The 14,250-nt window shown below is 63.2% G+C and carries 15 protein-coding genes and 1 pseudogene; 11 read left to right on the forward strand and 5 right to left on the reverse strand.

Features of this window, described 5'->3' with window-relative positions; translation table 11 throughout:
• The first annotated feature begins 72 nt into the window (after positions 1–72).
• Together ABV518_RS13765 and ABV518_RS13770 are read left to right on the forward strand one after the other, a co-directional pair.
• Positions 73–798, forward strand: a complete 726-nt coding sequence (locus ABV518_RS13765; RefSeq protein ID WP_367767635.1) for a hemerythrin domain-containing protein — start codon at positions 73–75, stop codon at positions 796–798.
• 39 nt (positions 799–837) lie between these two features.
• Positions 838–1,383, forward strand: coding sequence for a hypothetical protein (locus ABV518_RS13770; protein ID WP_367767636.1), 546 nt, complete (start codon positions 838–840; stop codon positions 1,381–1,383).
• Positions 1,384–1,769: 386 nt separating this feature from the next.
• Here the strand turns inward: ABV518_RS13770 and ABV518_RS13775 are convergent, their stop codons facing one another.
• Both ABV518_RS13775 and ABV518_RS13780 read right to left on the reverse strand, forming a co-directional pair.
• On the reverse strand, positions 1,770–2,279 hold the full coding sequence (locus ABV518_RS13775; RefSeq protein ID WP_367767637.1) for a hypothetical protein: 510 nt from the start codon (positions 2,277–2,279) through the stop codon (positions 1,770–1,772).
• Positions 2,280–2,332: 53 nt separating this feature from the next.
• Positions 2,333–3,559 carry an exonuclease domain-containing protein gene (locus tag ABV518_RS13780; RefSeq protein WP_367767638.1) on the reverse strand — a complete coding sequence of 409 codons (1,227 nt, stop codon included), beginning with the start codon at positions 3,557–3,559 and terminating at the stop codon, positions 2,333–2,335.
• A gap of 163 nt (positions 3,560–3,722) precedes the next feature.
• Here ABV518_RS13780 and ABV518_RS13785 point away from each other — a divergent pair, with 163 nt between their 5' ends.
• Positions 3,723–4,610, forward strand: coding sequence for a GntR family transcriptional regulator (locus ABV518_RS13785; RefSeq protein WP_367767639.1), 888 nt, complete (start codon positions 3,723–3,725; stop codon positions 4,608–4,610).
• On the opposite strand, the gene ABV518_RS13790 is transcribed toward ABV518_RS13785, so the two are convergent.
• Positions 4,512–5,786 (reverse strand): S8 family serine peptidase, encoded by a 1,275-nt coding sequence (locus tag ABV518_RS13790; protein ID WP_367767640.1) that lies wholly within the window; start codon positions 5,784–5,786, stop codon positions 4,512–4,514. The genes ABV518_RS13785 and ABV518_RS13790 overlap by 99 nt on opposite strands.
• Before the next feature lie 80 nt (positions 5,787–5,866).
• On the opposite strand from ABV518_RS13790, the pseudogene ABV518_RS13795 reads away from it, so the two are divergent.
• A pseudogene (locus tag ABV518_RS13795) lies at positions 5,867–5,971 on the forward strand (ribokinase); the annotation flags it as partial.
• 386 nt (positions 5,972–6,357) lie between these two features.
• Here ABV518_RS13795 and ABV518_RS13800 read toward each other — a convergent pair.
• Entirely contained in the window at positions 6,358–7,602 is a 1,245-nt protein-coding gene (locus ABV518_RS13800) for a DNRLRE domain-containing protein (protein WP_367767641.1), read from the reverse strand.
• A 510-nt stretch (positions 7,603–8,112) separates the two neighbouring features.
• Here ABV518_RS13800 and ABV518_RS13805 point away from each other — a divergent pair.
• Complete coding sequence (locus tag ABV518_RS13805) at positions 8,113–8,379, forward strand: hypothetical protein (protein ID WP_367767642.1); 267 nt, start codon at positions 8,113–8,115, stop codon at positions 8,377–8,379.
• Positions 8,380–8,463: 84 nt separating this feature from the next.
• Here the strand turns inward: ABV518_RS13805 and ABV518_RS13810 are convergent, their stop codons facing one another.
• Complete coding sequence (locus ABV518_RS13810; protein ID WP_367767644.1) at positions 8,464–9,330, reverse strand: GyrI-like domain-containing protein; 867 nt, start codon at positions 9,328–9,330, stop codon at positions 8,464–8,466.
• A gap of 190 nt (positions 9,331–9,520) precedes the next feature.
• Between ABV518_RS13810 and ABV518_RS13815 the strand changes: the two genes are divergently transcribed.
• The 6 genes from ABV518_RS13815 to ABV518_RS13840 all read left to right on the forward strand — a co-directional run bounded on the left by ABV518_RS13815 (position 9,521) and on the right by ABV518_RS13840 (position 14,057).
• The gene (locus tag ABV518_RS13815; protein WP_367767646.1) at positions 9,521–9,916 is read left to right on the forward strand and encodes a hypothetical protein; all 396 of its coding nucleotides are present in this window, start codon (positions 9,521–9,523) and stop codon (positions 9,914–9,916) included.
• Between the two features lie 268 nt (positions 9,917–10,184).
• Entirely contained in the window at positions 10,185–10,943 is a 759-nt protein-coding gene (locus ABV518_RS13820; RefSeq protein ID WP_367767648.1) for a prolipoprotein diacylglyceryl transferase, read from the forward strand.
• Positions 10,940–11,269 carry a hypothetical protein gene (locus tag ABV518_RS13825; RefSeq protein ID WP_367767650.1) on the forward strand — a complete coding sequence of 110 codons (330 nt, stop codon included), beginning with the start codon at positions 10,940–10,942 and terminating at the stop codon, positions 11,267–11,269. The genes ABV518_RS13820 and ABV518_RS13825 overlap by 4 nt, the downstream gene beginning before the upstream one ends.
• Position 11,270: 1 nt before the next feature.
• Positions 11,271–12,875 carry a radical SAM protein gene (locus tag ABV518_RS13830; protein WP_367767652.1) on the forward strand — a complete coding sequence of 535 codons (1,605 nt, stop codon included), beginning with the start codon at positions 11,271–11,273 and terminating at the stop codon, positions 12,873–12,875.
• Between the two features lie 20 nt (positions 12,876–12,895).
• Positions 12,896–13,270 (forward strand): hypothetical protein, encoded by a 375-nt coding sequence (locus ABV518_RS13835; protein ID WP_367767654.1) that lies wholly within the window; start codon positions 12,896–12,898, stop codon positions 13,268–13,270.
• 82 nt (positions 13,271–13,352) lie between these two features.
• On the forward strand, positions 13,353–14,057 hold the full coding sequence (locus ABV518_RS13840; protein WP_367767656.1) for a hypothetical protein: 705 nt from the start codon (positions 13,353–13,355) through the stop codon (positions 14,055–14,057).
• The last annotated feature ends 193 nt before the right edge of the window (positions 14,058–14,250 follow it).

Consider the following 14,250-nt stretch of genomic DNA (forward strand, 5'->3'; position numbering starts at 1 on the left):
CAGGAGGGCCAGGGATACGATGCTGGCGGGGAGAGGTCCTGGTCCGGCATGACGACCGTTAGGGGCAATCCAATGACCGACTTCTTCACCATGAATCCCGGCGAGACCGCGGCTCCTCTGCCGCCCGGGCCCGTCCTGTGCACCGGGACGGCAGGCATGCGGCGCATTCACCGCGTCTTCCTGTGGGCCTACGAGGAGGCGCCCGGCCTGGTCCGGTCCGCCACGGCGGGCGACACCGTCCGCGCCGCCTACGTGGGTGAAGTGCTCGGGAACTTCGACAAGCTGCTCCACATCCACCATGAGAGCGAGGACGAACTCATGTACCCGCAGCTGGCGGAACGGGCGCCGGCGTGCGCGCTGCACGTGGGGCAGATGCTTGAGCAGCACAGGCAGGTGACACAACGGCTCGAAGTGATCGAGCCGCTCCGCCTGCGCTGGACGGAAACGGCGGACGCAGCGACAGGCGAGGAACTCGCTGGGCTCTACGAGGACCTGTCGGCTGTCCTCAACGTGCACCTGCGGCGCGAGGTCACTGAAGTGATGCCCGCCGTCGACAGGGTGCTGACCCAGAAGGAAATGCAGGCAGCCGCGGAGCACGGAAGCAACCAGGTCTCCAACAAGTTCCTGGTGGGCTACCTCGGGATGGTGCTGGCCACGAATCCGCCCGCAGACCGGAGGGAACTGTTCAAAGAGATCCCGGCACCGGTCCGTCTTGCCTACCGTCTGATCGGGCGCAGGATGTACCGGAAGCAGTACGCGACGCTTTTCCCGGGACGCCCTATTCCAGAGACCCTGTAGCCTTCTGGATCCAATGCTGTATGGGGGTAGGATACAAGCATGTCGGCAGAGGTGACGGATGAGCTCATCCGTATAGCGGTGGATGCTGGGGCGGCAGCTGAGAAATACCGTCGAGAGATGCTTGCGGCCTCGGATCGGCGCGCTGAAGCAGTTTTCGCGCTTTGGGCGGAAGGCATGCCTGTTCGCAAGATCGCCGAGGTCATCGGTGTGAGTCCCTCCGTCAGCCAGCGCTTGCTTGAGAAAGCCAGGGAAAGCCGGCCACGCCTGCTACGCCGTGAAGATCGAGTCTCTTACGAGCTGCATCGAGCCGTCGCGGCAAAAGTCACCGTGGATCCCGACCCGGTACTCCGCAAGGCGCGGACAAACCTGCTGAGGATGACATCGCGCACGCGCGATGTTTACGCTCAGGGCTGGGTGGCCGAGTGGGACGAACTCGTCAATGGCGGTGACATCAGCCGGCTTGTGGAGAGCATGCTGCGCCCGGACGAGCGTGGTATCGAACTTCGCCAGATGACACCGTTCGCCGGCGTCCTCTCCCAGGACGAGCGGCTCGTCGCAATCCACAAGGCCGCGCGTGCGGCGTAGCGAACTCGAGCACGCTATCCGCGCGGCCACCGAAATCATCCGCCGAGATGAAGTTTTTGTCATTGGCAGCCAAGCCATACTCGGGTCGTTTACAGAAGACGAACTACCAGCGGAGGCAACCCTTTCCGACGAAGTCGACATTGCTCCCATTGACGGATGATGACGCCCAGTCTCTGGCCACTGAACTGGACGCGGCGATCGGCGAAATGTCCCACTTCCACGAGACCCACGGCTTCTACGTCCAAGGTGTCGGCCAAGACACGGCGGTCCTGCCGACAGGATGGACGGACCGCCTAGTCACGTGGATCAGAAACACGTCCGGGACCTGACGGGGCGGCCCGATGAGCCGGATCCCGGACCCGCGTTGCCGCGTTGTACTCGGCGGTCTAAATGTCCTCAGCCCGGGCTTGGATCAGGTTGGCGAAGGGAAGCCTTCCGTAGAGGCTGACAAAGGCTTCGTGATAAGCAGCTTCGGCCGAATTGACGTCCGCCGCCGCCAATTCTTTCCAGGCGATGACCAGTGACTGAGATTCCGCAAGCTGCCAGAGAAGCCGCCCGCCCCAATGCCCAACCGGCTTCCCGCCGCCGAAGTCGACAAACTCCTGAATGCGCTTTCGTAGGCCACGATTACCGGTGCTTCCTGGACCGGCTTTACCGACATAGAGGACATCCGCGTCCCCGACCCACTCCTTCTCCAAGGCGGCTTGAAGCATGGACGGATCCCGGTTCTTGAACCAGCCACCCACGCTCTTCGCAAGGAACAACCGTTCGAAGCCCTCAGGTTTGAGGACTGCATAGATTCCGGGAACCCGCGGAACGCTATTGATGTCCAGCTGCTCGAACGACCGAAATCCGGCGAATCCGTCATCTTTGAGCGTCAGTTTATTGATCTGCACCAGTAATTCCTCATCTCAAGACGCTGTGGAGGTTACTTGGAAACAGGCCCAGCTCAATTTCGCAGCAGCGTTGCCAGGTAGCTCTCCCCCACCACCGGAATTCCATAACCGCGCGCCTTCTTGGCCTTGCCGGACAGGCTGTCCGGGTCGGCTGCGACTAGCAGTTTCACGGCTTTGGTGACCCCCGGGTGAATGGAAAAACCCGCGGCACGAAGGTCAGCTTCGATGTCAGAACGATCCCGCGACATCTCCCCGGTGAGGACAACCTTGTCACCTGCTGTGAGCACGAGGGACTGTACCGCAGCGCCCGTCTGCTCGTCCTGCCCAATGACAGGTCCTGCAAGTCCCTGCGTAATGGACTCTTGGCTGATGTCCAGGAGGTCGCCCACTATGCGGAGGTCAGATTCCTCCTCAGGAGTGATTATTCCGTCTTCCCAGGCCGCCGCGAGCATGGAAATCATGTAGCTAACGTGGAGCTGGTCCGCCACATTTCGGCTGATGCCCAGGGAATCGGTCAGGGCCACCAGCCCGTCTGCCTCGGACGCCGAAATCTGCCAGTCCAGGAGCGCCCGGTCCAGCATTGCAAGATATGCGTTGTGCTCGTCCGGTCCAGTAACTTCCGGCAGGCGGTCCACGAGCCTTTCCAGGAAGTGGGGCTGGGGATCACTTCCTGAACGACGAAAAGCCCGTGGTAACCGTTTAGGTTCGGCGATCGGCCACGACGCAAAGTAAGCCCTGTCCAGGGCCGTGAACCATTCCGGATTCTCGGCGTCCATACGAATGTAATTACCGAGAACGTGTGCAGCCGCCTCTGCGTCGTCACCTGCGGAGTGCGCGTTCGCCAATTCCAGTCCGAAGCTGTCGCAGCAGTCTTTCAACGACCTGCCCGCGCCCGGAAGGTAACGGCGGGCCAGCTTCATCGTGCAGAGGCATTCGTGGGCTTCGAATGGCAATTCCAAGCCGGCCCGGTCCATCTCATGTGAAACGAAGCGGTAGTCGAAGTGCACGTTGTGAGCGACCAACACCCGGCCGGTCAACAACTCCATAACGTCATGGGCGATGTCACCGAAGAGGGGAGCATGCAGGATGTCGGCAGCCCTGATGCCGTGGATGTGTTGGGGCCCAAGATCGCGCTGTGGATTCACCAGCGTCTCCCACCGGTTACTGACGGTACCGTCCGGCTCGACATGCACCACAGCGATCTCAGCAATGCGGTGGCTTCCTGGGAAGAGCCCTGTTGTTTCCACATCGATGACGGCGAATCCTGCGTCCATGGTCATGTCCCCTTAATGACTACTGCGTCTGGCGTGGGCAGACGCCTTCGTCCCCCAGAGGCCACTATTGCACCCGGTTCAGACATTCTCGGGTACGACATGTCAGCCTTCGTGTCTCACTCATCCGCGTGCGCCGCGTCCCTTTCACCACCACTCGGCAAGCCTCTGCGTGTCCAACAAGCGCGTCACACCGGTAGGCTCGGATTCCCCAGACCACGAAGCGAGGCATAGCGTGCACGAGGACGCCGCCAGGTTCCTGTCCCAGCCGGTGGAGGCCCAGCCCGGCTCGATGCTCCCCACCGAAACCGAGTTCGGCTCGGACATGAAAGTCAGCCGCACCGTTGTCCGTGAAGCCCTCATGCTCCTCGAAGAGGACGGCCTCATCCGCGCCCGCCGCGGCGTCGGCCGGTTCGTCGCCGACACCCTCCCCCGCATCGGCATCGAGCGGATCCGCCCTTTCGAGGAAGTCCTCGGCGGCCCCGGCCAGCACCTCGAAATCGAACGCATCCAACGCGAGCGGCAGCCCGCCTCAGAGTTCGTCGCCCCCGGAGTCGGCGTGGAGCCCGGCGCCGACTGCTGGCTCTGGGAATCCGTCCTAATCCGCGACGGCGAGGCCATCGCCCACCTGCAGGAGAACATCTCGGCGCTGCCCGTGAGCCTCGGCAGCAGTTCCGCGGCCGCTGCACCGCTGGAAATAGACGACGGCGGCAGCACCCTGCTTGCCAGCCTCAACACCCGCTTCGGCAAGGTCCTCGGGCCCCGCGAGTGCCAGATCAGCCTCAGCCAGGTGGGGCCCAGCCGCGCGAAGCTGCTGGACCTGAGGGCTGCGGACCCGGTCCTCGTGCTGACGCAGTACGTCAGGCACGGGAACCGGCCCTTCTCCCTGGCCAAGTGCCTCATCGCCGCCCGCGCCGGGCACATGTCAGTGATGCAGTCCCTCCAGTCCTTACAGGAGCGTTCAGGGTTGGGGCCGCACGCAACCGACCGCATCGCAGGCGTTCACAAGGCCGTTGGCCCAGTACGTGCCAGTGCCGTTAATCTTCTCGTCTGCGGATGATTCGACCTTGGCGCGGACTGATGCATTTCCGGTCCCGGCAGGAGAAATGCTCCAGACGAGCGCAGCAACGCCGGCGGCGATGGGTGAGGCCATCGAGGTGCCGCTGGCGATGTCGTATCCCTCGGAGCGGCCGTTCGTGCCACCGAGGGCGAACGGGTGCTTCGGGAACGTCGAGTACACGCTGACACCGGGAGCTGCCAGATCCACCCACTTACCGTAGGTAGAGAAGGAGGCCTTGACGTTCCTGTTGTCGGTGGCGGCCACGGCAATAACGTTGGGGTAGGCGCCCGGATAGATCTTGGCCTGCGTGCCGGCGTTGCCGGCCGCAGCAACGATCACGACGCCTTTGTTCCAGGCGTCATTGACGGCATTTTCCAGGGTCCGCGAGGAAACGCGCTGCCCCAGGCTCATGTTGATCACCTTGGCACCATTATCGACAGCCCAGCTAATGCCCTTGGCAATGGCCGAGGAGGAGCCGGACCCTTGGTTGTTCAGGACTTTGCCGTCCAGGATCGAGCAGCCCGGGCACACACCGGAGACACCGGACCCATCATCGGCGGCGGCAATGATGCCGGCCACATGCGTGCCGTGGCCGTAATAGTCCACCAGATCCACACCGGCCGGCGGAGCCGAATCACTGAAGTTCGCGCGGGCAACAACCTTTTCCGAGATGTCGCTGTTGTCTGTGGTGACGCCGGTATCGAGCACGGCGACCTTGATGTCGGCACCCTTGGTGGTGCCCCACGCCTCGACCGCGTCCACATCAGCGTCGGGTGTACCCTCGTCCATGACCAGCTTGTCGGCGGTGTTGTAAATAGCCTGACCCGTATTTTGCAGTGCGTACTGCCGGGGGAAATAGTCGGTGTCAGCGACCGTCACCACCTCGTCCGGCTCGGCATACTCAACGTTCGGGTTCCGGCTGAGGGCGTCGACGAGCTGGAGTTCCTTGCCCGCCGGAACCCTGATGAGGCGGGCGCCGGTGCTGCCAATCCCCGGGCCGTCGCCGAGGCCATGGCGGCTCAGTACCCCGGCGGCCGCCGCACCGTCACGGAACTTGACCATGATCTGCCCCGCGACGTGCGACGGCCCGGGCGCTGCGTTGCCTGGGCCGGCGAAGGAGATGGCGCCGAGCCCCATGATGAGTGCCGCGAAACCGGCGATAACTGTCTTATTCATGGGGTAATCTTGCGCCTGCCCGGACCGGCTGGATAGTGGTTGCGGAAAGTCTGCGGATATTCAGGCGGCCGGTGCACGCTGACGTGGCGGTGCTTCCCGGGGCCACGGGCGCGGCGCTGATTGTGGTGGACCGCGACGGCGAGAACCAGATCGTCATCTGCCCGGGCGCCAACTCGAACCTGTCCCGCACTGCGGCGGGCGTCGCCGTCGGACTTCCCGGACGTCCGCCGCATCACCCGCGAGGCGTACCTCCGCGCCGGCCATTTCACGGCGGACCATCCCTACATGAGCGTGCTGGAGGACGTGGAACACCGGGCCGAGCACGCGCAGGTGTGGGTGGCGGAGGCCGCCGGGCAGGTAGCATGACGAGTGCAATGTTCATGGAGCGTACCCACGCCTGCTGTGGGTGTTCCGGCTCACTCAAAGTCGCAGACGTGATCATTGCCGAAACCGGCGCGGACATGTCCCGCTTCGAAACAAAGCTCAACAGCCTCGGCTTCGACGTCACCATCACCCCGGCCACCGCAGCCTGAAAGCAAAGCAAACAGACTTCATTTTCACGTTAGACCCTTCAGGCAGCAGCGTACACGCGTACCCAGTCAACCCTCATTTCACCTGTGCCGTTGGTAGTTGAATCAGGGAACCAGTCCAGTTGCAAGGCCTGGTGCATCGGACCGGGAGGCTGATGTGCCGGGTCGGTGTCCCTGAACCATTCCGCACCATCCACGTAACCGACAATCCCGGTGGCAGACCAGTCGACCGCGTAGTTATGGAACTGCGAAACGTCCAGCTTCCGGCTGGCTGTGGTTTGCTTGTTTTCGCAAGAGTAGTGGTGGAAGAAATTGATGATGTTCCAGTCACCGGTGGTCTCGGCGTAGTCGATCTCACCGTCGCAGGGCCAGTTCTCGGAGTCAGGCCACAGGATCGATACCATGTGGTATTCGTTGTCGCCTGAGCCTGCTGCCCGGACCTCCCAGCGCCCGTACTTCTGGTTAGCGAACTTGGCACCCATCCCGGCAGTGGTGCCGTCAGCGGTGCCGTTGATGACCATCTTGGAACCGTCCACTGTTACCTGCTGCGGGCTGCGGATACCATTACCCGCGTGTCCCGGGCTGTTGTAGACATTCCACTTGTTAGCGTCCGGCGCGCCAGTGTAATTGAACTCGTCGCCGGCTGCAGGCGTTCCCCAGTTGAACGTGGCAGCAGCAGTAGTGCCGTCACCCGAAGGGGGCGGGGGAACGGTAGGGTCCGCTTCCGTTGTCACTACCAGCTTTGGCCGAAGCGCCTGGTTAGTGTACTCATCGGACTTGAAGCCAAACCACTTTTTCGCATTGGACTCGAGCTTGAAATTCCTGTCACCACTGCCTTTACCCATACCAGCCGTGACGTCCCACTCAACCCATCTGCCGGCGCCGAACCCGCCGGCTTTACCCAGCCAAGTTCCGCGTGCCGGGGCGTTGTTCCACGTAACGCCGGTTTCCGTCCAACTGCCGGAAGTTGTGTAAATGTCCACAAACTCGGTGGGCGACGCAGACGATTCGGAATAGGCCCGGAGCTTCGCCGACGCGATACGTTCCCCGGCAGGAACCTGTACATTGAACCGCAAAAGCGCGTTCCGCCAGACACCTTTACGTCCATCAGTGGACCAGCGGATGCTATTACCGTGGTTCACCGATGGGCGGTCAGCCTGCACGAATGTATCCGCAATTGGAGCCAATGTGACCGTGCCGGCTGCGGTCGCGCTGGTGCCTGTCACAACAAAGGCAACCAGCATCACCAATGACACTGCAGCGGAAGTAATCCGGCGTGGATGCATTGATTTTCCTTTTAGACTCATGGTTCCGGCATCCGTTCAGACATGGCTACTGGGCCATTCCAATTCTTCCCAGGGTGATCCTGTGCCTGGACCCCAGAAGGCCGCCCGAGGCGACCCAAGTCAGACCGAAAGGTATGAGGAACGGAATCCGCTCGCTCGGTGAGGTGTGGGAACAGCCGCTCCGCTGTCTCGCCCAACCTGTTCGCTCCTGTCGGGGCATCCGCAGCAATCTTGTCTGCGGTACAACGACATGCCACGCGATATCCAGCATGGCCAAGGTCATTGACATCCAGCACTTTGGGCCCAGACGGTGACGGTATGCAGCGATTCGGGAGATTGCGCACAGACATGGCGACCTACTTTTCTGCCAAGTCGCGGGAGTCCCAGCGTGCCAACCGTGAGCTGATGTTGGATGTTGTGAGGTGTTTCAGAGTTCACGCCAGCAACGGAATGAATTCAGTGCTTTGAGATTGGCCCCACCGTTTGGTTTTGTCAAGAGATTGTATAAATGTGGTTCGCGCATCCCAGTTTCTGCTGCTGACTCTCGGCTCGACTATGCAGGAGGCCGGGAAGCACGGGATCGATCAGCTCGACAAGAAGTTCCTGGTGGGCTATCTCGGGATGGAGTTGGCCACAAATCCACCCGAAGACCACAGGGAAATGTTCAATGAGATCCCCGCTCCTGTCCGCCTTGGCTACCGTCTGGTGGGGCGCAGGATGTACCGGGAACAGTACGCGATATTCTTCCCCGTACGCCCGACGCCCAAGACACTGTAGTTGGCGCGCGGGCAGCCTGATCGCTGCCCAAAAGGAGTAACGCGTAGCAGCCACAAGGCTGCGCGTGCAACCTAGCACTCGTCGTCATGCCCGCTCCACCGGCAGCCACAGCTCGGTGGTTGCGGTGCTGAAGTCCTCGGCCCGGTCGAGAATGGCAACGACCGACGGGCCGGGCCTCAGCCGCCAGGGGTTGGACGGGAACCAGTCGGCGGCGGTCGCCGCCCAAGTGGACTGGAGGGCTGCCGGGTAGGGTCCGGCGGTGCGGAACACCGCCCAGGTGCCGGCCGGGACCTCAATGGCGTCGAGGTCTTCGGGCACCGGCGTTCCTTCGCTGACGGCAACGCCGTGCAGGTACGTCAGCTCGCTGCCCTCGGTGTAGTCGGGGTCGACGTCGGCACTCACCTGCAGCAGTCCGTCCGGTTCGGTGTTGCTCATCGCCCTAAGGCGAAGGTGCTCCGCCGCGGGCAGCGACGCAATATGCGCCTGGATGTGCGGGTTAGGGCCCTGGTGGATGAGCGGCACGCGGGCCGTGTGGCCAACGAGCCGGAAGGCCGGTCGATCGGCGATTCGAGTATCCATCGTGGTATTTCCTTCTATCGTCAGGCGGAACCTGAGCTGCGGTTGTGTCCGAAGGGGGCCACCGTCCCGGCGCACATCGGCGGGGCCGACGCCATGCACCGCCCGGAAAGCCCGGTTGAACGCTTCGGTGGAGCCATAGCCGAAGCGCACCGCAGTCCCCAACAGGTCGTGGCCACCTATGACATCGGCCGCGGCGACGGTCATGCGCCGCCGCCGGATGTACTCGGACAACGGCATGCCGGCCAGTGACGAGAACATCCGGCGGACGTGGTATTCCGTCGTGCCGAGGCCGCTTGTCAGGCCGGCGACGTCGATCTCCTCGGTGAGATGCTCCTCGACGTAACCGAGGACTTCGTTCAGAACTGCGATCACGGTTTCCCCCTTCCGCATCAAGCCTCGCTCATCGACGCAACCCCGCACCCAACTATTGCGGTTCGATCCGATCGGGCTCAGCTTCGCCGTGGGCGCGTCGACCCACCTGCGTTGACGGAGCTATATGCGCCCGCTACGCTTCACTCACTGCGCGCTGGGGAGCCCGACAAGAAATGGAAGGATCCCCGCAATGAACCCTCTGATCCGCTTGGTCCTCGCCTCCGGCGCCGGCCTGGCTCTCGCCATCACTGCCTCGCCGGCCTTGGCCGCGCCGCCGTCCGACTCTCGGAACAGCCCCGCCGTGGTGCAACACGTCGAATACAACTTCCCCGATGGGTCATCCATGGAGTACCGCGCCGCGACTCGATACATCGGGAACGAGTACTACACAACCAACGCCCGCGATCAGTCGACTATTGGGGACTCGTCGTTCGACTACAAAACGCATTACATGCTGAACCCCAAGGTGACCAAGTTGACCAGCCAGAACACGCTTACCGAGGATGGCGTCACGTGCCGCGCCAACTCCCAGTCCGTCAGCACCAACGGTGAGACACGCACACAGAAGACGAATTCGAGCTGCTAGCACCCGCGGAGGCGAACACGGTTTATTCGCCTGCTGCTACACACCTAATCCGCCCGGCGGTACGACGAGCCCGACCGCATCCTGGGCCCCGAGACCAGCACCCTAGGAGGGCTACCGGCAGCGGCACGCCGCCGGGTTCCAGGCGTACTCCGAGAACATGCCGCGACGACCAGCTGGCCGGCGACCTCGATCTCCTCCGATCATGCTCCGCTCCGCCGCCCAGATGTGGGACCGGAGGGGCAGCAGTGGTCACTGTTACACTCTGCTCATGATCGGGCTTCCCTTCGCGGGAGACGGGCTGGTGCACGCCGGCTTTATGGGGCTGGGAATCTTCGCGGCCCTGCTGTTCTACGCCTGTGAGAAGCGCCGGCGCGGCCTGTCTGACCCACGGCTGTGGCCCATTGCCGGTTTCGCTGTCGCCTTCGGGGCCATCGGTTCAAGGGTCCTCACGTGGGATGTTTCCCGGCAGGTCTCCTTGGCGGACTGGTGGGGCAACGGCGACCGAAGCATCCTCGCGGGCCTGGTGGGCGCGTGGCTCGGCGTTCATTTGGGTAAACGGCTGACGGGTTACCGCGAGTCCACCGGGGATTTGCTGGCGCCCGCGGTCGCCTTGGCACTGGTCATCGGGCGGGTGGGCTGTCTTCTCACGGAACTGCCCGGCACCCCGACTGGCGGCGCGTGGGGGATATCGCTCACGCCCGGGCAGGCTGCGATGCTGGGCGGACTTCCCGGTGTAGGGCTGCACCCGTCCTTTGCCTATGAAATCGTGTTCCATGTTGCAGCATTCGCCCTCATGTGGCGTTATCGGGACCGCCTGCCTGCTCCTGGCGACCTCTTCATCTGCTACGTGACTTCCTACGCCTTGTTCCGGTTCGGAGTCGAATTCGTCCGCGGCAACGAGGTGCTCTGGCTGGGGATGAGCCGGCCCCAATGGTTCCTCCTCATGATTCTCCCCCTGCTGTCCTGGCGGATGCTGCGGGTCTTCGGGAAACCACTCCGCCCGAAGGTGGAAGGAAGAGTGGCATGAGCAAGGACAACCCACCGCTCAAAAAAAGTGAGGAGAACCCTGAACCAGGGCTCGGCCCCATGGGGTTCGGAATCCTGTTGGGGACTGCTGCCCTTTATGCCCTCTATCTCGTGTTACCGATAGTTTTCGGCGGACCGTACAACATGCGTTTCCTGACCGGGCCGTCCGCCTTCGTTCCCATCGCCGGCTATCTGGCGATAGCGATCATATTGGCGGTCAGGCCCCGCACGTCCCGGTGGGGTGCGGGACTGCTGATTGGTCTGGGGATTTTCACCCTGCTCGGCGGCGGGCTATGCGTTGGCAGCCTCGCGCAGTGGAGAGCCTGAGATGAATCCGTCACCGTACTCTTCCCGGCAGGCGCTGCCCGGCCCCGGCCAGCCGCTCCGCGGTGACCGCATCCACCGGTACGTCACAGCGTTCTGTCCCCACTGCCACGAGACAAACCCCCCGCTCGCACAGGTGCGGCGCCTCTCCGGCGCGCTGCTGATCCGCGATGACCGGGTTTGGCTCGAACGCGGCTGCCCGGACCACGGACTTGTCAGCACCTTGTACGACGAGTCACCGGAAATCCTGCGCTACCTGGAGAAGTGGCAGGCGCCGACCAAGCAACACATCCCGGACCAGGCCGACAACTACCGCCTGATACCGGAGGCCTACGCCTACGGGCTGCCCGCCATGCAGACCCAGCACACGTGCATCCTCCTGCAGGACATCATCGAGCACTGCAACCTGCGCTGCCCCACCTGCTTCACCGCCTCCGGCCCCCAGCTGCAGGGAGTGGCGCCGCTCAGCGAAATACTCGAGAATATCGACACCAGGCTTGCCCGCGAAAACGGGCGGCTGGACGTGCTGATGCTCTCCGGCGGCGAGCCGACGCTTTATCCCCAGCTCGCCGAACTCCTGGATGAGCTCGTCGCCCGCCCGATCGTCCGGATCATGGTGAACAGCAACGGCATTCTCATGGCCACCGACGACGAACTCCTCGCACTGCTGGCCAGGCACCGGGACCGCGTGGAGATATACCTCCAATACGACGGCCCGTCCAAAGAAGCATCCATCCACCACCGAGGCGGAGACCTCACCCGGTTCAAGGACATGGCCATCGCGCGGCTGTCCGAGGCAGGTATTTTCACCACCCTGACGATGACAGCGACACTCGGCGTCAACGACGGCGAGGTCGGCGCCGTCGTCATGAGGGCATTGGAAACCCCGTTCGTGGGTGGGGTTGCGCTGCAGCCGGTATTCGGTTCAGGACGCGGCCACGGCATCGACCCCACGGACAGGCTCACCCACACAGGGGTCCTGGACCGGCTCGAGGAGCAAACCGGAGGGGTGGTCTCATGGCATGACCTCACAGCACTCCCCTGCTCACATCCGCATTGCGCGTCCGTGGGCTACATGCTCAAGGACGACTCAGGGGTCTGGCGTTCGCTGACAGCCCTCATCGGGCACGACCAGCTGCTCGCCTGGCTGGAACTCAACCCTGACAGCATCGCCAACCGCATCGCCGACAGCACCATCCCGCTCGAGCTGCGCAACCTCATGAAGTCCTCCCTGCTGGACCTGCTCAGCGAGCAGTCCTCGCTGTCCCACCCGCGGACAATGGATCTTTGGAAGAACATCTGCACCCAGTGCGACCTCGGCATCGGCACACTCACCACCCTGGCAGCCGGCAAGCTTCCAGGGCAGCAACAGCGGCTGCGCCGGCTCCTCGCCGAACGGATCACCCGCATCATGGTCAAGCCCTTCATGGACATCTCCACCATGATCGAGGAACGGCTCACGCAATGCTGCGTCCACGTGGGCACCAAGAGCGACGCCGGCGATCACCAGTGCGCTCCGTTCTGTGCTGTCCAGGCGTGGCCGGCCCTGGCTAGGCAACGAATAAGCACAGCCACGGGCACACGGCTTCTCCCAGTCCGCCAGGTCTGAGTCAGCGATAGGGAGGAATCATGAGTTCCGCTTCTGACGCCCGCCGCATCGCAGCCGGGCCGTTGCCCTCGCAGCTGGTGCGCTCCAAGCACGCAGGCCGGCGCGGACACAGTCCCGACCCTGAAACGGATCCGCAGTCCCCCCAGGCCTTCGATCCGCTGCGGCTCTGCATCTTCGCGACCGTTGCCCTGCTCGGCTGGGCAGCCGGTCCGGTGGCACTGGCCGTGTTCGCCGCAGTCGGCTTCGCGGGCTATTGGAAAGCGCGACGGAAGGGCCTGACGAAGTCGAAGTGCTACCTCCGCGATACGAGGCTGGTCCTGGCCTACCTGGGCATCCTGTTAGCGGCTGGGTTGTGGGGAATATACTCGCTGGCAGCCCAACTGTTCGGCTTCTAAGCCACCAGCAGTGTGTCCGCTTCCGGGGCGGCCGTCGACCCATGTACAGCAGGTCAGGCGGGACCTACACTAAGCCATGCCCATGACCGGCCGAGCTGTCTCTGTTGTGATACTGCTCGCCGTTGAGGGAGTACTGGCACTCCTGGCGGTGCTGGTCCACCAGGGCTTCATGGCGGTGTACGGCGATGTGACCGCTACCGCGTTCGAGGGGTTCGCGTGGGGTTTGACGTCCGGTCCTTCAGGAATGGCACTGGGTCTGGTAGCGGTGGTTGCCATTGTCAGTTTGGTCCTCTCGCCACGGCTGTGGATGCGTCTGACAGCCGTGGCCATCCCGGTTCTCATGCTGCTCGTGATGCTCGCTGTCACCCCCTTGGCCCTGGGGCAGAAGACCGGGAAGTACGACTCCTCTCCGCAGTGCGTGACCGAGGGTACGGATGAGCCCATGGCCAGTGCAGACCGCGAGTCCCAGCGGGCATTCGATTCCATCGAACACATTGGCCTTTACAGCGGTGGCGGCATGAGCGGCGTGGGCGGCTGCAGCCGCTGGTTTGCGATCTCGGAAGGCGTCGACGTGTTGCAGCACTATCGTGCTGCGCTGCCAAGGGCGGGCTGGGAAGTGGTCGAGGATGACGGGAGCCACCTGCGGGCCCAGCATGAAGGTCTGGCGTTCGAGGTGATGCCCTGCCCTGGAGGCGGTATCGTCTGGGCCGGAAATGACGACGACCCCGCATTCGGACAAGGAATTCCTGGGCTGGCGGGCACCGAAATTTGTCCGCACGACCTCTGACACCGGCAGCATGCCAACGGAGAGCGCAAACCCTGCAGCTATCACCAGGGTGGTCTCTCTGTCCGGGTGCCGGCACGACTCAACAGTGATCCGCTTCCGGGACATTTAGGTTAGATTGCGCATTTCGCGCAATGAAGGTTGCGCTAAACGCGCATCGTCCGTATGATCTTAATCATGATGTGAGCCGGGCGGC

The organism is Arthrobacter sp. HS15c, from assembly GCF_040812005.1.
Taxonomy (GTDB): Bacteria; Actinomycetota; Actinomycetes; order Actinomycetales; family Micrococcaceae; genus Arthrobacter.